Origin of the sequence: Chitinophaga varians, from assembly GCF_014529945.1 — a bacterium.
GTDB classification, from domain to species: domain Bacteria; phylum Bacteroidota; class Bacteroidia; order Chitinophagales; family Chitinophagaceae; genus Chitinophaga; species Chitinophaga varians.
In genome coordinates, this window is record NZ_JACVFB010000006.1 from 168,854 (window position 1) to 189,543 (window position 20,690).

General features: G+C 49.4%; 12 protein-coding genes. 6 read left to right on the forward strand and 6 right to left on the reverse strand.

The window, feature by feature from the left end; genetic code table 11:
• Positions 1-33: 33 nt before the first annotated feature.
• The 4 genes from ICL55_RS27135 to ICL55_RS27150 all read right to left on the reverse strand — a co-directional run bounded on the left by ICL55_RS27135 (position 34) and on the right by ICL55_RS27150 (position 3,190).
• Positions 34-735 carry a DUF5683 domain-containing protein gene (locus ICL55_RS27135; RefSeq protein WP_188103519.1) on the reverse strand — a complete coding sequence of 234 codons (702 nt, stop codon included), beginning with the start codon at positions 733-735 and terminating at the stop codon, positions 34-36.
• Between the two features lies 1 nt (position 736).
• Positions 737-1,645: a ParB/RepB/Spo0J family partition protein gene (locus ICL55_RS27140; protein WP_188103521.1), complete on the reverse strand. Its 909-nt coding sequence runs from the start codon at positions 1,643-1,645 to the stop codon at positions 737-739.
• Complete coding sequence (locus ICL55_RS27145) at positions 1,642-2,442, reverse strand: ParA family protein (RefSeq protein WP_188103523.1); 801 nt, start codon at positions 2,440-2,442, stop codon at positions 1,642-1,644. Before ICL55_RS27145 ends, ICL55_RS27140 begins: the two co-directional genes overlap by 4 nt.
• A 67-nt stretch (positions 2,443-2,509) precedes the next feature.
• The gene (locus ICL55_RS27150) at positions 2,510-3,190 is read right to left on the reverse strand and encodes a metal-dependent hydrolase (RefSeq protein ID WP_188103525.1); all 681 of its coding nucleotides are present in this window, start codon (positions 3,188-3,190) and stop codon (positions 2,510-2,512) included.
• A 387-nt stretch (positions 3,191-3,577) separates the two neighbouring features.
• Here ICL55_RS27150 and ICL55_RS27155 point away from each other — a divergent pair, with 387 nt between their 5' ends.
• The 4 genes from ICL55_RS27155 (at position 3,578) to lon (ending at position 9,286) form a co-directional block, all read left to right on the forward strand.
• Complete coding sequence (locus ICL55_RS27155; RefSeq protein ID WP_188103527.1) at positions 3,578-4,846, forward strand: metallophosphoesterase; 1,269 nt, start codon at positions 3,578-3,580, stop codon at positions 4,844-4,846.
• Between the two features lie 157 nt (positions 4,847-5,003).
• Entirely contained in the window at positions 5,004-5,912 is a 909-nt protein-coding gene (locus tag ICL55_RS27160; protein WP_188103529.1) for a hypothetical protein, read from the forward strand.
• Positions 5,913-6,024: 112 nt separating this feature from the next.
• Complete coding sequence (locus tag ICL55_RS27165; protein ID WP_188103531.1) at positions 6,025-6,633, forward strand: porin family protein; 609 nt, start codon at positions 6,025-6,027, stop codon at positions 6,631-6,633.
• Positions 6,634-6,883: 250 nt separating this feature from the next.
• Positions 6,884-9,286, forward strand: a complete 2,403-nt coding sequence (lon, locus tag ICL55_RS27170; protein WP_188103533.1) for an endopeptidase La — start codon at positions 6,884-6,886, stop codon at positions 9,284-9,286.
• Positions 9,287-9,685: 399 nt separating this feature from the next.
• Here the strand turns inward: lon and ICL55_RS27175 are convergent, their stop codons facing one another.
• Positions 9,686-10,420 (reverse strand): pyridoxine 5'-phosphate synthase, encoded by a 735-nt coding sequence (locus tag ICL55_RS27175; protein WP_188103535.1) that lies wholly within the window; start codon positions 10,418-10,420, stop codon positions 9,686-9,688.
• A gap of 188 nt (positions 10,421-10,608) precedes the next feature.
• A complete protein-coding gene (gene ahcY / locus ICL55_RS27180; protein ID WP_188103537.1) occupies positions 10,609-11,937 on the reverse strand; it encodes an adenosylhomocysteinase in 1,329 nt (442 codons plus the stop codon).
• Between the two features lie 486 nt (positions 11,938-12,423).
• On the opposite strand from ahcY, the gene ICL55_RS27185 reads away from it, so the two are divergent.
• Positions 12,424-19,740 (forward strand): Calx-beta domain-containing protein, encoded by a 7,317-nt coding sequence (locus tag ICL55_RS27185; RefSeq protein WP_188103539.1) that lies wholly within the window; start codon positions 12,424-12,426, stop codon positions 19,738-19,740.
• Positions 19,741-19,775: 35 nt separating this feature from the next.
• Positions 19,776-20,690 carry a PorP/SprF family type IX secretion system membrane protein gene (locus ICL55_RS27190; protein WP_188103541.1) on the forward strand — a complete coding sequence of 305 codons (915 nt, stop codon included), beginning with the start codon at positions 19,776-19,778 and terminating at the stop codon, positions 20,688-20,690.

A 20,690-nucleotide genomic window follows, 5' to 3' on the forward strand; every position in this document is an offset into this window, starting at 1 on the left:
CTTGCTGATATTTTTTAGTTGATGATGTGCTGGTTAACGACCTGCCAGCCAGGCAGACTTATGGTTTTTACGGCCACCGCCGATGGCGAGTTTAACGCTGATGCCTAAACCCTGATTGTTGATAATGGCCGGAGATACCCGCATACTGAGATCGTCAGACATGTCCCAGTTACGTAAATGCGCAAATACGGTGGCATCGGCGATATTAAGCGTATAAGCCAGTACAAAGAACAGTACGGAATAGTCAATATTCTGACGGTAGTAGTCACGATACGATTTCAGATACTGTGATGACATGTTGGCCAGCAGCGGGTCCGACACTTTGGTGTCCGGATTGCCATCTACCGACAGCCGGTAGGCATCACGGTATTTACGGTAGTTGTCCATATTCCATACGAAGAAGTAGGTACAGGTACCGATGGCGGCGTATACCAGTGGCATTTTCCAGTATTCGTGGTTGTAGGCCTGTCCGAGCCCCGGCAGTATCGCGGAATACAGCGCCGCTTTACGCGGGCTGTGCGGTGCACGTGGCGCCAGTTTGATAGACGCCGTAGTATCGGTCAGCTCAGTGCTTCTCGTGGTATCTTTTACCGGATAAGGCAACGTATCGATGGTATGGGCAGCACGACGGGTAGTGTCCTGCCCTTTCAGTACAGGCGCCAATACCAGTAATGCCAGGCATACCAGTACATGACGACGAAATAAACGGAATAATCTTCCAGCCTTCTTAGCCACCTTATAAATCTATTTTTTCCAGGATGCTATTCAGCTCATCGTCTGAATAGAATTCAATCATAATGCTTCCTTTGCCATTCTTGCCTCTCTCCAGCTTCACTTTAGTAGAGAAGTGGGAGCTGAGGTTGTCCTGTATTTTCTGGAAAGCGGGCGGCAGTTTAACTTTCGCCGCTTTCTGCTGGTTACCTTTATCAGCCTGGTTGATCTTGCGGGCCAGGTCTTCCGTTTGTCTTACAGACAGGCCGTTTTGCAGGATTTCGTTGTAGAGGAACAGTTGGTTCTCCACATTTTCCACGCCGGTGAGCACACGGGCATGGCCCATGCTCAGCTGTCCGTTGCGTACCGCTACCTGGATATCAGGTGGCAGTTTGAGCAGGCGGATATAGTTGGTGACAGTGCTTCTTTCCTTGCCCATACGGTCGGCCACCTGTTCCTGTGTCAGGGAACATTCTTCCATCAACCGCTTGTAGCTCAATCCAACCTCGATCGCATTCAGGTTTTCCCGTTGCAGGTTCTCCAGCAGCGCCAGTTCCAGCAGTTCCTGGTCATTGGCTTGCCGTACATATGCCGGGATGTCTTTCAGGCCGGCCATTTTGCTGGCGCGCAGGCGGCGTTCACCGGCAATCAGCTGGAATTTTTTGTTACTGATCTTGGCCACCGTGATCGGCTGGATGATGTCATGCAGCTTGATAGACTGGCTAAGTTCCTGAAGGGCAACCTCATCAAAGTCACGACGCGGTTGCTTCGGATTGGTCACGATCTGTTCCAGCGCAATACGCTCAATACCTGTAGCAGTAGCTACCGCGTTATCGCCCAGGGCGCCGGCAGTGTGCTTCAGGTCAGTGTCTATGTTCTGGAGCAGCGAGCGGATACCTTTCCCCAACGCCTCTTTCTTACTTGGATTGCTCATTTTAAGATTTTGTCTTTGGATTTAATTTTCGTGTAGTTATGCTTCTGCAGTATTTCCTTGGCCAGGTTCAGGTAATTGATGGCACCGGTGCTGGCTGCATCGTACATAATAACGGACTTACCAAAGCTGGGCGCTTCACCCAGTTTGGTATTACGATGGATGATGGTGTTGAATACGCTCTCCTCAAAATGCTGCTTCACTTCGTCCACCACCTGGTTGCTGAGGCGCAGACGACCATCGTACATGGTCATCAGGATACCTTCAATTTCCAGGTCTGTATTCAGTCTGCTCTGAACGATCTTGATGGTATTGAGCAATTTGCCCAGACCTTCCAGTGCAAAAAATTCACATTGTACGGGGATAATCACCGCGTTGGACGCCACCAGGGCGTTCACCGTGATCAATCCCAAAGAAGGGGAACAGTCTACGATCACAAAATCGTAATCATCCTTTACCGCGTCTACCACCTGCTTCATCACCCGCTCACGGCTGGGATGATTGATCAGTTCCAGCTCTGCACCTACCAGGTCTATATGGGAAGGCAATACTCTCAGGTTGGGCGTATCAGATTCCAGTATCACATCTCTGGCCTGAACATCGTTTACCATACAGTCGTACAGGCTCTGCTGCACATTACGCAGGTCAAAGCCCAGTCCTGTGGTGCTGTTTGCCTGGGGATCAGCATCTACCAGCAATGTTTTGAATTCCAGCACAGCCAGGCTGCTTGCCAGGTTGATTGCACTGGTTGTTTTTCCTACCCCACCTTTCTGATTAGCGATTGCGATTACTCTAGCCATTGTGTAATTTAAAAATTCAAAGGTTCATTTATAGGATAAAGGATTAAATAGCAAGATCGCCTCTTCCTCAAACCTCTATGGTACTGCCTATTTCAGGCAGCAGCAGCTCCACACCAGCTTCATCAAACAGCTGCATGACTTCCTTCTTGTCTATCCTGATATACCCGAAGGTGTCGTAGTGGATGCCGATTATTTTTTCACATTCAATCATTTCGGCCGCGGCAATGGCATCTTCCGGGCCCATGGTGAAATTATCACCAATCGGTAACACGGCAAAATCCAGTTCGGTAATACCCGGAATCAGCTCCATGTCCATGGTCAGCGCCGTATCACCACTGTAATAAAAATTGCCTTCGTCCGTGATAAATACAAATCCCATCGGATTGCCACCGTAAGTGCCGTCCGGCAAACCGCTGGAATGCTGCGCCACCACACACTTCACAGTACCAAAATCAAACTTCCACTTGCCGCCGGTATTCATCGGGTGCAGCTTGGTCAACCCCTGCTTGCCCGCCCAGGTAATAATCTCAAAATTGGACACCACCATGGCACCAGTCTGCTTCGCCAGCGAAATCAGGTCTGCCACATGGTCCTCATGACCATGGGAAACAAAAATATAATCCGCCTGTATGGCCTGCACGTCTACCTTGCTGGCCAGCTCATTGTGCGTAATGAACGGGTCAAAAAGTATCCGCTTGCCTTTTATCTCCACTGCAAAGCAGGAATGACCGTAATTGGTGTATCTCATGGTCTCAATTTTAGGTAAAAAAAACGAATTACCGGTTATTAATGATGAATTTAAGCTTTCGCCCAAAAAATCACTAACCGGGTAATTAAATGTTACAAGTTACCTGAATCGGACAAAAATACAACGATTAGCAACAATTCCGGCGCTGTAGTATATTTATTTATTCACAAAGTGTCCTGATGAGGACGAATACCGAGATAGGTGATATTTAATATATAATTAATATAAATGCATGGACAAACCCCGGTTTCGGGATTTAATTTAAAACCGGGCAATTTATCCGTTTGTTATTCGTCTGCATAGCTGCCGGCTACCCGTTTTAACTTTTTCTGACGGATAACTTGTGTTAATTTGCCTTTCTGTTATATTTTATATTAAATATTTGTAATGCGACCGGGACTGAATTCTATTATATTAGTCGTTTTTCTTCTTTTGTTGGACCTCTACGTGTTTCAGGCGGTAAGAGCCATGGTATACATGTCGCTGCCCCGGGTACGGACCATCGCCTACGTGGCCTATTGGTCGGTGTCTGCTGTCTGCATTATCATGGTCCTGTTGCTGCCCTACATTCATTGGCATAGCTGGCCGGCCCAGCTGAAGTCCTACCTGATGGCCATCTTCCTGGGACTGGTGGTAGCCAAACTGCTGGCGGTGGTATTCCTGCTGATAGATGATGTCCGCCGTGGCATCGTATGGCTGATACACCGTTTTTCCCCGGCCCAAAGCACCGCTGCGGCAGAAGGCGCCGTAAATGGTATCTCCCGCTCGCAGTTCCTGAGCCGCCTTGGCCTCATTGCCGGCGGCAGCCTGTTCGGCACCCTGTTGTACGGCTTCTCCAATAAATACAACTACCGCGTCCATAAACTCAAACTGGCATTCAAAAATCTGCCTGCTTCTTTCAGGGGGCTGCGTATTGTACAGATCTCGGACATCCATTCCGGCAGCTTCGCCAACCACGAAGCGGTAGCCAAGGGCGTTGCGATGATCAACGCCCAGAAAGCAGACCTGATCCTGTTTACCGGCGATCTGGTCAACGACCGCGCGGATGAAATGACCCAATGGATGGAAGTGTTTAGCCAGATCAAAGCCCCGATGGGCGTATACTCTACGCTGGGCAACCACGACTACGGCGATTATTACCCCTGGCCGGATAAAACGCCCGCCGGTCACAGCGAAATGCAACAGAAAAACCTGGAACGCCTGAAAGCGGTGCACGGTGAGCTGGGCTGGAAGCTGATGATGAACGAAAGCGTAGTGCTGGAAAAAGACGGTGGCCAGATCGCCCTGCTCGGAGTAGAGAACTGGAGCGCGATCAAACGTTTCCCCCGCCATGGCGACCTCCGCCGGGCGTATGACGGGGTGAACCACATCCCCTTCAAAATACTCATGTCGCATGATCCCACCCACTGGGATGCCCAAATCCGTCCTGAATATCCGGACATTGACCTCACCCTCGCCGGCCATACCCATGGTATGCAGTTCGGGGTGGAAATACCGGGCCTCAAATGGAGCCCGGCACAATACTTCTACAAGGAATGGGCTGGGCTGTACAAAGCTGGTGAACAACGCCTGTATGTCAACAGAGGCTTCGGTTTCCTCGGTTATCCGGGCAGGGTAGGCGTATTGCCGGAAATCACGGTGATAGATCTCGTGTAAGGCCCGGTCAGTTTAATCAGGAAGTATTGGAAATCAGGCCGTTTTTTCCGGCCACCAGCGGCCTGGAAGCACTCATCGCCATAAATAGCCCGGTCACCGAATATCCAAATGGGCGAATGTCAAAATATGCTATATTGTGGGCTGTATCTCCTTTTCAATGCGCGTATTCCTGACATGTCTGCTACTGTTTTGCAGTGTTTTCGCTGAGGGCCAGTCCCTGGCGGATCTCGAAAGACAGTTGGATTCACTGTTGAGCAAACAACAGAAGAGTGAAGTAGTGGCGGCGCTGAGTTATGGCAACAATCCTGCTTATGGCAGTAAAACGGTCAACCTGGAGCAGCCTATCGTGATGAAGGCTTACCTTTCCCCGTCGCTGACCTGGTATCACAAAAGCGGCCTGTTCGCGGGCGCCAGCGGTTATTACCTGTTGGATACCGACAAAAATCACTGGTTCGAATGGGACTTCACTGCCGGTTATGACTATACGAAGAAAAGGAACTTCATCACCGGCATTTCGTATACCCGTTACCTTTTTGCCGACTCCACAGATGTTCCGGCCACTCCCATCACCAATGAATTGTTCTCCTATTTTTATTACCGTAAATGGTGGCTGCATATGGGCGTCAGCGTGGATTACGGCTGGGGGAACTATACCAACAACACGCCGCGGCTGAGAGAGCATGTGACCGGCAGTGATTTTAATGTGATTGCCACGGTGAGACATCCTTTTATTTTCGATGGATTGCTTTGTTCCCGTGATGCCTTGCTGTTACAACCTTCTCTGTCGCTGACATTAGGCACAGCTAATTATTACAGTCAGCTGGCGGCTTTCCGTTACCTGACGCGCTCCTCTAAAATGAAACTGGATAAAGTTCGTCCGGGCAAAGTGCTGAATTACGAAGATCATACTGATTTTGAGCCACGTGCCCTCGATTGCACCATCAATACTTCTTACCTGTTCAACCATTTTACTTTTTCTCCTTCCTTCACCATCTTTAAGCCGTTAACCGGCCCGGATACGCAGCTGATGGGCTATTTCACCGCCCGTCTGTCTTACAGTTTCTGATTTCTTTAACAAATAGCACGGAATTTGTATTTAGGGAATCTCCCTGATAAAGTAGGGGTATTTTACTGTTCGGGCGTCTATAATTTTAACCATTACTAACAACAATACAATTATGAAAAAACTGTTTCTCGCCGTTGCAATGCTTGCAATGACCGCTGTTACCACCACTGTTAGTGCGCAAAAATTACTGCGCTTCGGTATTAAGGGTGGCGCCAACCTTGGAAAATTGGATGGTTCCGGATTTCAGGATGGATTTAAATTAGGCTACCACCTGGGTGGTTTCGCACAGTTAAACCTGGTAAAAGGTTTTGGTGTGCAGGGTGAAGTGATCTTCTCTTCTACAAAAACAGAAACCACTGATAATTTCAAAGATATCTACGAAGGCGTAAGCACTTCCGACAACCGTAAAAAAATAAACCTGAACTACCTGAGCATTCCCTTGCTCGCAAATATCGACCTGGGAACTCCCCGTCTCAAACTGCAGGTAGGTCCTCAGTTTGGCGCTATGGTGAGCGACAGAAAAGTTTTTGGTGCTGCCAATACTGCCTTTAAAGGCGGCGAGATTTCCGGTGTGGCCGGCCTGTGGCTGCAGCTGCCTATCGTGAATGTCAGCGCCCGTTACATCATTGGCTTCAATGACGTAAAAGGTCTTAACAGCGTAACCAACACCAGCAACTGGAAAAACCAGAGCATTCAGCTGGGCGTAGGTGTGACCCTGTAATCACGCAAAGACGCAAAGCAGCAAAGACGCAAAGAACATTTAAGCAAAGGAGCGGAGATCACAGCTGGTCTTCGCTCCTTTGCTTTCTTTTTTCTGTTTATTTTCTTTGCGTCTTTGCTGCTTTGCTCCTTTGCGTGAAAGTGACAACTCGTCACTTGGCACCAAACTTGACAAGGTAGATGTGCATAAAAAAACGGAGGCTTCAGCAGCATTTTCTGCCAGAATGTCCTCCGGGCATTAAATATCTCAGATGAACAGATTTTACTTAGGAAATTCGGAAGATGAAATGGAGTTTATGCCTATTATCCCTTTGAATGAAGACGGGGAAGGTCAGGAGGAAGATAATATTCCTGATCAACTGGCATTATTACCATTGCGCAATACCGTCCTGTTTCCCGGTGTGGTTTTACCGATCACCGTGGGAAGGGATAAATCCATAAAGGCAGTTAACGACGCATACAAGGCTGACAAATTGATCGGCGTGGTGGCACAGAAAGACAGTACCATCGAAGATCCCAATGTGGCCGATCTGAGCGAGGTGGGCACCGTGGCCCGCATCGTTAAGCTGATCAAAATGCCGGACGGCGGCACCACCATCATTATTCAGGGCCGCAAGCGCTTCAAAATAAAAGAGATTGTTTCGGAAGATCCATACTTCAAAGCCCAGGTAGAGCTGTTGCAGGATGAAGCCGCGGATGATGACTCCGAATTCGAGGCCTATATCTCCTCTATCAAGGACCTGGCAGGACAGATCATCCAGCTGTCTCCCAATCTGCCTTCGGAGGCGAGCATTATCCTCAAAAACATTGAAAATGCGTCCTTCCTGGTGCATTTTGTGTCATCCAATCTCAACTCCGACCTGAAAGACAAACAGCAACTGCTGGAAATCAACAACCTGCGTACCCGCGCTGAGTTGTTGATGAAACTATTGCAGACAGAACTGCAGCTGGCGGAACTGAAAAATAAAATCACCAATAAGACCAAGGCGGACCTCGATAAGCAGCAGCGGGATTACTTCCTGCAACAGCAGATGAAGTCCATCAAGGAAGAACTGGGTGGCGACGCCAACGACCGTGAGCTGAAAGAAATGAAGCGCAAAGCGGAAGAGAAGAAATGGTCGGCAGCCGCTGCGGAAGCCTTCGCCAAAGGCATCGAGAAACTGGAACGTATGCATCCCAGCACACCGGACTACAGCGTGGTGTACAACCACCTCGACCTGATGCTGGACCTGCCCTGGGGCGAATTCACCACTGACAGCTACGACCTGAAAAAGGCGAAGAAAATACTGGACCATGACCATTATGGCATGGAGAAAATCAAGGAGAGAATACTGGAATACCTGGCCGTACTGAAACTGAAAGGAGATATGAAATCACCTATTCTGTGTTTCGTTGGACCTCCGGGTATCGGTAAAACCTCTCTGGGCCGTTCTATTGCCAATGCGGTTGGCCGTAAGTACGTGCGGTTGAGCCTCGGCGGTTTGCATGATGAAAGTGAGATCAGAGGCCACCGTAAAACCTATATCGGTGCCATGCCTGGCCGGGTGATACAATCTATCCGCAAAATCAAGTCTGCCAATCCTGTCATGATCCTCGATGAAATTGACAAGATCGGCAACGACCTGCGTGGCGATCCAAGTTCAGCGCTGCTGGAGGTGCTGGACCCTGAGCAGAACAGCACTTTCTATGATAACTACCTGGAGCTGGAATTTGACCTGAGCAAGGTGTTATTCATTGCTACTGCCAACAATATCAGTGCTATTCATCCTGCGCTGCGCGACAGGCTGGAGATCATTGACCTGAGCGGTTATTCTATCGAGGAAAAAACCGAGATCGCCAAACGCCACCTGCTGCCCAAACAGAAAGAGGCGCACGGTCTGCAGGATATCAAGTTCAAACTGGGCAACGGTGTCATTGAACATATCATCGCGGACTACACCCGCGAAAGCGGTGTGAGGGAGCTGGACAGGCTTTTCGCGGCGATCATGCGTAACCTGGCCAAAGAAGTGGCCATGGAGCGTAAGGTGCCTGAAAATATCACCGATGCAGATGTAGAGCGGATACTGGGGAGACCCCGCTATTCCAACGAGATCTATAAGGTAGGCAACCCTCCGGGCGTAGCCGTGGGGCTTGCGTGGACATATGTGGGCGGAGAGATCCTGTTTATCGAAAGCAGCCTGAGTGAGGGCAAAGGAGAACTGAAGTTGACCGGTAACCTGGGGAATGTGATGAAAGAATCGGCAGTTACTGCGCTGACCTATATTCAGTCCCATGCTGCTGAGTTGAAGCTGGACCCGAAAATCTTCCATACGAAGAATGTGCACGTGCATATACCGGAAGGCGCCGTGCCGAAAGACGGTCCCAGTGCCGGTATTACCATGCTGACGGCGCTGACTTCGTTATTCACCGGGCGTAAGGTAAGATCATATCTGGCCATGAGCGGAGAGATTACCCTGAGGGGACAGGTGCTGCCGGTGGGTGGTCTGAAAGAAAAAATTCTGGCCGCCAAAAGGGCAGGTATCAAGGAAATCATCTTATGTTGGCAGAATGAGAAGGATATAAAAGAAATAAATCCTTCATATATCAAAGGCATGAAGTTTCATTATGTAAGAGAAATGAACCAAGTGCTGGAAATAGCGTTATTAAAGAAGTAGGGCGGGAAAGGCAGTGACTACTGGTTGGAACTGCCGGCTCCGTTTTTATAAAAACAGACTTATTTTAGTTTTACTATAAAGTCATTTTGTTGCCATTCCTGGCAGCAATTTTTTAAAAGTTCATATCGGTTTTGTTGTGACCCCGGTATGAGCATCATGTTGATTGTTTTAAGGGTTCTTAAAGCCATTCCTCTCAGCGGAATGGCTTTAATATTTTGGCCCCGGGGCTGAAGCCCTGGGCGACGTTTGGAATTCAAATCCGATCATGGTTCAATTATCAATAGAAAAGCCCATAAATCTGATAGCATCAAGCTACGGGATTTATGGGCTTTTATTTTAGTATCTCATGGGAGACAACTGAACACAACGTAGCCCGGGGCTTCAGCCCTGGGAAATTAATTAGTGGTCGGCGAGTTGTCTTTTATAGAGTTGAATGGTGTTTTCGAGGCCATAATACAGGGCATCTGCCACGAGGGCATGACCGATAGACACTTCTTTCAGTTGCGGTATATGCAGTTTGAAGAAGCGGAGATTGTCCAGGTTCAGGTCATGGCCGGCATTCAGTTCCAGTCCGATATTGGTGGCTTCGCGGGCCGTGTTTTTATAGTCGTTGAATAGCTGGAGGTTCTGCGGCTGTGTACGTGCTTTCGTATATTCTTCCGCGTAAGGGCCGGTATACAGTTCGATGCGGTCGGCACCGGCTGTTTTGGCGCCTTCCACCTTATCGGGTTCGGCGTTGAGGAATATAGAAACGCGGATACCGGCATTTTTCAGCTCACTGATCACTTCCTTCAGTTGGGATTGGTGTTGGATGGTGTCCCAGCCGGTGTTGGAGGTGATCGCATCTGGCGGGTCCGGTACCAGGGTGCACTGATGAGGTTTTACGGCCAGTACAAGGTCCATGAAATCTCTGGAAGGGTATCCTTCGATATTAAATTCGGTCGTGACAAGGGGTTTAAGGTCTCTTACGTCCTGGTAGCGGATATGACGCTCGTCCGGGCGGGGGTGGACGGTAATACCGTCAGCGCCGAACCGTTCGCAATCCTGTGCCACTTTAAGAATGTCCGGAAGGTTGCCGCCCCGTGCATTGCGCAGGGTAGCAAACTTGTTGATATTTACGCTCAGCTTTGTCATGCTACAAAAGTACTAATCAATTACGAATTACGGGTTACGAATTACGAAGGGAGAGCGGTTTTATCACAGTGTGCATAAATAATAGCTGCAAATAAAAAGACCTGAGCAAATGTATATTCGCTCAGGTCTTTGCTTTTTTCAATTCGTAATTCGTAATTCGTAATCCGTAATTCGTAATTGAAAATCGACTAGTATCTGTAGTAGTCTGGTTTGAACGGACCTTCTGCAGGAATGCCGAGGTATTCGGATTGAGCAGCAGTGAGTACGTCCAGTTCCACACCGATTTTTTTCAGGTGTAAGCGGGCAACTTTTTCATCCAGGTGTTTAGGCAGTACGTAAACTTTGTTTTCGTACTTGTCTGAATTCAGCCACAGTTCCAGTTGAGCCAGTGTCTGGTTGGTGAAAGAGTTACTCATAACGAAGGAAGGGTGTCCTGTAGCGCAGCCCAGGTTCACCAGACGGCCTTCAGCCAGCAGGATGATGTCTTTACCATCGATGGTGTATTTATCTACCTGAGGTTTGATTTCCACTTTGGTATGACCGTAGTTTTTGTTCAGCCATGCCACATCGATTTCGATATCGAAGTGACCGATATTGGAAACGATGCATTTATCCTTCATCAGTTTGAAGTGTTCGCCGTTGATGATATCGCGGCAACCGGTGGTGGTTACGATGATGTCAGCTTCTTTTACGGCATCGTTCATTTTTTTCACTTCATAACCTTCCATCGCAGCCTGTAAAGCACAGATCGGATCGATTTCGGTAACGATTACACGGGCGCCTGCACCTCTCAGGGATTCAGCAGAACCTTTACCTACGTCACCGAAACCAGCAACAACCGCCACTTTACCGGCGATCATCACGTCAGTAGCGCGACGGATAGCGTCTACGCAGGATTCGCGGCAACCATATTTGTTGTCAAATTTGGATTTGGTAACAGAGTCGTTGATATTGATGGCAGGCATTGGCAAAGTACCGTTTTTCATGCGCTCGTACAGGCGGTGAACACCGGTAGTGGTTTCTTCGCTCAGGCCTTTGATATGCTGGATCAGTTCAGTGTATTTGTCGAATACCATGTTGGTCAGGTCACCACCGTCGTCCAGGATCATGTTCAACGGACGGTCAACGCTACCGAAGAACAGGGTCTGTTCAATGCACCAGTCAAAGTCCTGTTCGTTCAGGCCTTTCCAGGCAAAAACAGGCACACCGGCAGCGGCTACAGCAGCAGCAGCGTGATCTTGTGTAGAGAAGATATTGCAGGAGCTCCAGCGTACTTCCGCACCCAGGTGTACCAGGGTTTCGATCAGTACGGCAGTCTGGATGGTCATGTGCAGACAACCGGCAATACGAGCGCCTTTCAGCGGTTTTTTATCACCATATTCTTCTCTCAATGACATCAGACCGGGCATTTCGGCTTCTGCCAGCTCTATCTCTTTACGACCCCAGGCCGCAAGTGACATATCTTTTACCTTGTAGGGAAGGCTAAAGTCGATGTTGGATTTCGCAATTGTAGACATTAAATAAAGTTTTGTGCAAATCTAGGCTTATTTTAACTTTTAACATAATGACACCCCCCTCTATATCGCAGTGAGCCCCTAAATTTTTGTTAATCATCTCGTTAGAGCGATCTCATCCCCGCTAAAACAAATTAAATTTGATTTAATATAAATTATGTTATAAGTTTGTGAATTAAAATATATGATTTAATATTTAATTGTTTAGTGGTAAAGAACAGTAAGTAGGGTATGAGCAATTATTTACCATCATAGTAAGCGCAATTAGTGTGTCTTATTCTTCCCCGATCCCTGGGTATTGATATCAGATAATTGCCGGCAGCGCAAGGTTTTTCAGCTTCAGCTTATGAAGTATTTAGGTTATAGTTTGCCGGGAGAGCCAATTTACGAGGCATATAGGTTTTACAAAGGACTGTTTTTTACATTTTGAATGAATCTATATGTATAAATAGAAATTTACATACGCATATGTTAGTCCTGTCCCATTCTATGAAAACGAAGCAGCAGCTATTGCCGGAAGGCAAAACCATGCTAAGGCGTTGCGTAACATTACTGCTCCTGTTCCTGCTGATATGCACCGGCACACAGGCCCAGACACCACTCCCCGCTACCCGCGTGATCAATTCCACCGGCGGCAACACAGCCAGCGACGGCCTCCGGCTCGAAATGGACGCTAAAGGCAGAATACAGGTGTTCCGCAATGGTAAAACAGATTCTTACGCAGCCAACGGCGAAAAAGGATACGGCGACTACATCCGGGTGAAACACAGCACCAGTCCCATGACGGACCTGCAAAGCCTCGATACCACCGTTTGTTATATTTCTCCCGTGATCGGAAATGGTACCCCGGCTTCCCCTTACCGGGTTTTCGTATTTAATAGAATATATGATAAGAAGCCAACACCCGACAACCAATTACAAATTGACGTTACCCGCGCTTACACTTATATCGCACCGAATAAATACTTTACAGTTGACTACTCTTTCAACGGGGCTAACTATGGGTATGACCTGATGATTTATCAGGAAGAACGGCTGGCCATGCAACAGGACCCCGGTTTTGTGTATGATCCGGGAAATGACTACCAGGTGGGTATTCCGGGGTATTGTAACATGGGATTCAGAAAGGTCATTGACGTTACTACCCAAACAGCCCAATATGTAGGCGCTTACCATAATCCCGCGAATTGTGGTGTATCGCAGCCTTATACCCATGCATTTATTTCTGCAGAGCCTACAGGATTTATCAGTCATACCTTGTCTCTTCAACCAGACCTTCCGGGAGCGTATCAGGGAACGAGCCCTTTGAATACCTATCCCTACGATAATAAAATCCCCAATCCCTACTTTGATGGATCTGACAGGATGTTGTGTGTGCAGACGGCATTAAGAAATAAAATCACCAACAAGACATTTGGTACCCGCATTGCTGTAGGTTATGGCGATCTTAACGCTACCCCGCCCGCCACTTATCCGGACTACGACGCTATGTCCACCGCCATTCAGGGCGCGACCTCCAATAATAGTACAGCCGTGACCGTAGAATTTGCCGGCGATGCCGGAGACAACGAAGGCAACGCGGGCAACAACCACGCGCCACAAAGCCTGAAACTGAAAGTAACCGGCGGTATCCTCTATACACCTGTGTACGCAGAAATGAAAGTGGTGGCCGTTGCCGGAGAACAACACCCGGCAGTGGAAAACCAGGACTTCACCTATGAGATGGGGTTCATCATTCCGGCTGGCGACTATACAAAAACGGCTAATCAGCTGGTACCGGTCACCAACGTAATCATCAAAGGCAATAATAAACTGGAATACAGCCGCAAGCTCACTCTCCAGCTGCAGAATATCACTTGTAACGCCTCGGTAAACCTGGGTGCCACCCAACAAGCGACCTACACCATCATCGATGATGAAGACCGTACGCTGACCATCAACTTCTCACAAACGACCGTCAAAGAAGGTGATCCTAAACTGGTAGGCACCATCTCCCTGCCGGGCAGTACTACCGTAACAGAAGATACTTATGTAGACCTTTCTGTTCTCAGTGGCAACACCGCTACACCGGACCTGGACTTTACCATGGATAAAAAAGTGCTGATCGCCAACGGTACAGGCAGCGCTAATATTGAGATTGTGGCGAAACCGGACCTGATACTGGAAGCCAGTGAGACGTTCAAAATACAAGGTGACGCCAGTGTGCTGGGCATCGCTAAAACAGCCACCGGACCGGTGATCACTATTACAGACGATACCCGTAATCACGATGAGAATATTACGTTAGGCGTTACCGTTACTCCGGCAGACCCTGATCCGGCCTATCCCGCACTGACATTTAAGGAAGGATACACTAACGGCACATTCAGGATTAGCCTGCCGGCGGGCGTATCTACAGATATACCCATTACCGTTACCCTGGCAAAAAGCGGCACCGCTACCGATAATACTGATTATACGCTTACCGTGCCAGCCAATGTTATCAATGGCAATACGCCCATCAGCGGCACCCTTAACCTGACAGACGATGGCAGGATAGAAGGAGATGAAACCATCGTGCTGACGGCTACTGCCACCGACGGCAGCGCTACCGTGTTTAAGATGACACCGGCCACGATCACTATTAAAGATGCGCAGTTGCCACTCCCGTCACCGGCTACACTCCATCTTTCCACCAATGATATTAATGAAGGCGATCCTACCGGCGCTAACTGCTGGATAGAGCTGCCTGCCGGTATTGTGGCCACCGACATAGCCCTGAATTTCGATATCTCCACCGCTGCCGGCACCACGGCACAAGCGGGTTCCTATTCCGGGTTACCTGTTTCCATGACGATTCTGGCCGGTTCAAAAGCGTCTGTACCGCAGACCATCACCGCCGCTACCAATCTCATACTGGAAGATGACCGCGCGCTGGTGATCCACGCTGCCCCGGCTGCCAGCACCATACCGGGCATTACTACCGGCGCAGATGTGACACTCAATATCCACGATAAAACGGACGCCTCTGGCGTGACCTTAACGGTAGCGCCGGTTACCACTCCGCTGACAGAAGGGCAAGCCACACCGTTTACCATCAAAATGTCCGGCGGATACAGCTCCGCTAAAAGTATCAGGATCGCCCTGGCTGCCAACCCTACGGGTACAGAAGCCAGCGCAACAGATTATACACTCGTTAATGAGATAGAGCTGCCGGCATACACTACCGGTACTTATACCACACCGGCCAATGTGCTGACAGCCGCGACAGATATGGTGATCGAGAAAGACGAAGCGCTGGTGATCACCGGTACTAACGCCATTTATAGTCATATTACCGGTGCTACCGTTACCATCAATGACGCTACCAGAAGGAACACTGACAATACAAAAGTGACCCTTACTGTTCCGCAGACCACCATCGCGGAAAACACTGCTACCACCATCACGGCTACACTGCCGGCCGGTGTCACCACTGAAATTCCTATCAACGTAGACCTGAGCGCCATTACCGGCACGGCTACCGTTGATGACTATACGTTAACCGGACCGCTGCAGATCACCGCCGCTACTCCGGCACCAGTCGCTACCCTGAACATCATCAAGGATGATCTGGTGGAGAATCAGGAAACCCTGACCATCACACCGGCCATCACGGACGCTTATAGCACTTCCTACGGCATCGACCCGGCTACCCTGACCTTCACGATCAATGACCTGGAATATCCGCTGCTGGCCACTCATCCGATCCTACTCAGCAGTACGCCTGCTACCATCAAAGAAGGCGACCTGACCGGCGCCACACTGACAGCCACGCTGCCAAACGGCTGGAAATCAGCCATACCATTGACCGTACAGCTGGTGAAGAACAGCGGCTCCACTGCTACCGACGACCGTCATACTGCTATCCTTAATAAACAACTCATCATCCAGTCCACCGGCACGGCCTCCATGCAGGTGCTGGCTACCGACAACGATGTCCTGGATGACGATGCTGATCTGATTGTTGACGGTAACCCTGGTAACACCACGTTACCTGTTACCAGCACCACTATTCATATCGCAGACGGCACCATCGACAAACCCGATGCCCGGAAAATTACCCTCACCGCCAACAAAACATTGATACCGGAAGGCGAGAAGCTGAGCGTAACCGTGACCCGTCTGTATACCTCCGCCAAAAAAGTAGCGGTACAATTATCAGTAGATCCCGCTTCAGAAGCTAGCCTTGCTAAAAACGACTACGCCATCATCAATACCCTGCTGGAACTGGACAAAACCGATAAAACACACACCTTCGATGTTATCCAGACCCATACAGATCAGATACTGGAGAAAGATGAATCGCTGAAGATGATCGCCACGCTGGCTGGTTATGATGTGAACAACCTGGACCTGCAAATACAGGACCTGACCCGCACCATTGCTGCCAACAGGGTGCTGACGCTTACTCCGTATAAAACACAACATGCCAAAGAAGGCGAGGATGGCAGTGTGCATATCGCGCTACCGGCAGGCGTTACCACAGAAGTGCCTATTAGTCTCACGCTGGCGCAGACCAATGGCGCCGCCGAAGCAGGCGCAGATTACCTCCTGGGCAATGCCTTCTCCTTTAATAACGCCAACGATACTACGGTGGCCCTGAAGATACAGGCGGATAATCTGGTGGAAGGTCCTGAGAAATTTGAGATCACGACTACCGCTACAGACGCTATCAGCACGTATACCACGAATGTTTTTGAAGTGAATATCGACGATGCGCAGTATCCGCTGACAGCACCGATCAAAATTACCCGCTCTCTGGCGGCCATCGATGAAGGCGGCGCCGGAGCAGCTATCGGCGTGGAACTGCCGAATGGCTGGCAGGCCGGTCAACCGATCGTGGTGACCATCAACAAAGATGCAGCGTCTACTGCCGATGCCATCGACTATAAACCGCTGTCCTTCCCGCTTACCATTACCATTCCGAAACTGGCCACCGGAGCTACACATCCGGTACTGCTGGAAGCTGTGAAAGACCTGATCCTGGAAGATGATGAAACGGTTATATTCACTGGTTCCACCGGTGATGTGAACATGCCGGTGAAAGGCGATACTGTGGTGATCCTCGACAGGACCCACGACGACCCCGCTACCGGTTATATCCACATTATTCCGGTAACACCTGGTACGGCTGTGAAAGAAGGCGATACCTATACCGCCAAAGTATCACTGGCGCCTGGCGTTACTTCCAGCAAACCGATCACCGTATCGTTGTATGCCGGCGCCGGCACACAGGCGAAAACAACCGACTACAGCGGGCTGCCGTCACAGGTGACCATCCCGGCACTGCAACCGGACGTAAACTTCACCGTAAAAGCGGAAAGTGATAATATCATCGAGAAAGACGAGCTGTTGCAGCTGGTAGCCGCACCGAAAAATATGAACGGCATGAAGGGTGATACCCTCCCCCTGATCATACAGGATGTGACCCGTCTGGACCCGAACAACCTGAAAGTACAGGTGAAGATTGATTCTACTATCCTGCACGAAGGCAGCACTTCTGCTGTAACAGTAGGATTTGTGAACAGCCTGATTTCCTCCGAAGAAGACATCACGATCAATATCAACCGTGATGCCGCTTCCACCGCAGATGATGCCGATTATAGCGGCGTACCGTCTGCCGTAACACTGCCGGCGCTGACTAACAATAAGGTATATACGTTGCAGATGATCAATGATAATGTGCTGGAAGGAGATGAAACCCTGCAACTGAGCGCCCAGCTGGTGACACCGGGTTATACCCTTATTCAGCCCACCCCGGTATTGATTCCGGAAACCGGTGATATGAGCGTGCACCTGGTAAAAGATAAAGATGCCGCAGAACCAGCCACCAATGGTGGTTATATCATCAAGTTGCCAGGCACCAGCACCGCTGCCGCCGATGTGAAAGTAGTATTCTATGTAAGCAGCATTGCCGGAACTACCAACATTGCACCGATACAGACATCTGCTACCATCTTACAGGGACAAAACAGTGTAACCGTTCCCGTGAACGTGATCGACAACCGCGTGATCGAAGGAGACGAGCAGGTGAAAGCGGCCCTTATGCTGGCACAGATGAAACGGTTCAATAAAAACATCGGATTGGATGTGAATGACCTGGACACGGTACGCCTGACAGTATTCGATGATGAAAGTTATGCTACCGGCCCCAAAGCTACTGCCCGTGAAATGATGGTAGAGAAAACAGCCGATGCGTCTGAACCGAGTACACCAGGTTATTTCAGGGTACATTTCACCGATACGCAACTGACCGCCGTAAAAGACGTGACCGTAACTTATCAGGTGAGTGGTAACGCCACACCGGATGCCCGTTACCGTAAACTCAGCGGTACCACCGTAATTCAGGCCGGTAAAAACTTTGCTGATATTCAGGTGGACCCGATTGACAATACCATTGTGGAAGGCGATGAAAATGTACAGGTACAACTGAAAACCGTTACCGGTAATATCCCGGGCGTCACCTGGCCATTGTCTGCCCAATCTCAGGCCGATGTGCTGATACATGACAACGATACGCTGGTGGTATCTATTATTAACGACGGCCTGCCGGTAGATGAAGGTAAACCGGTTACTTTCAGTATCCGTGCTGTGAACACCGCCGCGCGTGATCTGCCTGTCCGCTTCCAGGTGGAACAGGATGCCGCACGTAGCTTCACCGCTGCCGGCGCCACCGTAAATGGTAATACCATCACGGTGGTGTTACCTGCGCTTCGCACTTCGCAGGACTTTACCCTGACCGCGGTAGATAATGATACCAACGACGATGACGGCTTCCTGAAAGCGACCATCCTGCCATATGTAGGCGGCAGCGGAACACCGATCTACAAAGCAGGGGCTAACGCTTCCGCACAAACGGTTATCCACGACAACGACCCGCTGACACTGGCCTTTGCCGCAGAAAAATTCAGTGTGAAAGAAGGAAACAAAGGCGAGAACACGCCACTCAAATTTGTGGTGAAAATGAACCGCAGAAGCTCCAGGGATATCACCATTAACTATGATTTTGAAGAATCCACGGAGGGCGTAAGTTACCCTTACCTGGACTTCAAAGCCACGCCTGGGACAGACTTCGACAATACGGTTAAACAGGCGAAAATACCTGCGTTCCAGTCAGAAGGAGCCGTGGTAGTGAACATCATCGGGGATGATGCATTTGAGCAGAACGAAACGTTTATCGTGAAGATGCAGACCGTGTCTGTGGCTTCCGGTCAGAATACACCAGTGATGGGTGATCCGGTTAAAGCCACCGGTGTAATCCTTAACGATGATCCGATGTGTAAAACCTGTGATACGGACGGCGATGGCCTGACAGATGAACAGGAAGACATCAACGGCAACGGTGATCCGTTTGACGACGATACCGATGGCGATGGTATCCCCAACTTCCTGGACCTTGATTCTGATGGCGATGGTGTTCCGGATTCCGTGAGCCGCTTCCATCTCGACAACAACCGGAAGATCGACTACCTCGACGGGCGTGACGGTAAGATCAAAGTGCATCCGGCCATCTCTCCGAACAACGACGGACAGGGCAATGACCTGATGTATGTCCAGAACATTGAGAAGTTCCCGAAAAACGAAGTAGTGGTATTTAATCGTTGGGGCGGTACCGTGTATAAGACAAGTAATTACGATAATAAATCCAATAGTTTCAAAGGCAAGTCCAATACCGGCGGCCAGTCAGGCGCCGATGTGCCGGATGGCTCTTACTTCTACCAGATCCAGATCTGGGTAGATGGCAGGGTAGAACGGTATACCGGATTTATTGTCATCAAACGTTGAGATCATTATTGGTAAAAATATTCAAGCTGATACCTATGAACAAGCGACTTATGAAAGCTTTAGGGATTGCTGTACTTTGCTGTTGCTGCTGCCTGAAAGGGTGGGCGCAGCAACAGCCGATCTACTCCCAGTATATGTTTAACGGGATGATCATTAACCCGGCATACCCTTCCATGGATGAATCCTCCAGCCTTACGGCGGTGGGCCGCAACCAGTGGGTGGGTGTGAATGGCGCGCCTAAAACAGCCACCGCCTCTTTTTATACGCCGCTGAAAGCTACCAATACCAGCCTGGGTGTGTCGCTGATGAATGAGAAGATTACCGTTAACTCTCAGACAGGGGTGCATTTCAACGTGTCCCAACGGGTAAAGCTAAACGAAAAGCTCTACCTCGCTATGGGTATCAAGGCCGGTATGTCTCAATTCCGGGAAGACAATGCCTCTCTGTCTACCTCCGATCCGGTATTTGCCCAGAACCAGAGTTACTGGAAAACAGATGTGGGCTTCGGCTTCATGCTGTTCACCGATCACTTCTTTGTAGGCTTGTCTTCTCCCACTTTTAAAAGTTTTGACCTAGGTAACAGTGTCAACAAAGTGGTGGTGCAATCACATTACTTTATTCAATCCGGATACCTTCTGACCATTAACGACAACGTAAAACTCAAACCCAATGTGCTATTGAGGATCGTAAAAGGCACCGGCGTGCAGTACGACCTCAATGCAAATATTCTCTTAAAAAATCTGGTATGGCTGGGCGCATCCTGGCGTTCCGAAAAAACGATGACCGGTCTTGTACAAGTGCAGCTGAACAAGAACCTGCAGCTGGGTTATTCTTACGATACCCCGATGCAGTCAAACCTGAAAGGCGCACAAACAGTTTCCCACGAAGTAATGATCAATTATCGTTTTTCCTGGTCCAAATGGAAAGTGGTGGCCCCGCGGTACTTCTAA

Coding starts and splice junctions, on each gene's coding strand:
- ICL55_RS27140 (WP_188103521.1), bottom strand. CDS start 1,645: ATGAGCAATCCAAGTAAGAAAGAGGCGTTGGGGAAAGGTATCCGCTCG.
- ICL55_RS27145 (WP_188103523.1), bottom strand. CDS start 2,442: ATGGCTAGAGTAATCGCAATCGCTAATCAGAAAGGTGGGGTAGGAAAA.
- ICL55_RS27150 (WP_188103525.1), bottom strand. CDS start 3,190: ATGAGATACACCAATTACGGTCATTCCTGCTTTGCAGTGGAGATAAAA.
- ICL55_RS27155 (WP_188103527.1), top strand. CDS start 3,578: ATGCGACCGGGACTGAATTCTATTATATTAGTCGTTTTTCTTCTTTTG.
- ICL55_RS27160 (WP_188103529.1), top strand. CDS start 5,004: ATGCGCGTATTCCTGACATGTCTGCTACTGTTTTGCAGTGTTTTCGCT.
- ICL55_RS27165 (WP_188103531.1), top strand. CDS start 6,025: ATGAAAAAACTGTTTCTCGCCGTTGCAATGCTTGCAATGACCGCTGTT.
- lon (WP_188103533.1), top strand. CDS start 6,884: ATGAACAGATTTTACTTAGGAAATTCGGAAGATGAAATGGAGTTTATG.
- ICL55_RS27175 (WP_188103535.1), bottom strand. CDS start 10,420: ATGACAAAGCTGAGCGTAAATATCAACAAGTTTGCTACCCTGCGCAAT.
- ahcY (WP_188103537.1), bottom strand. CDS start 11,937: ATGTCTACAATTGCGAAATCCAACATCGACTTTAGCCTTCCCTACAAG.
- ICL55_RS27185 (WP_188103539.1), top strand. CDS start 12,424: ATGAAAACGAAGCAGCAGCTATTGCCGGAAGGCAAAACCATGCTAAGG.
- ICL55_RS27190 (WP_188103541.1), top strand. CDS start 19,776: ATGAACAAGCGACTTATGAAAGCTTTAGGGATTGCTGTACTTTGCTGT.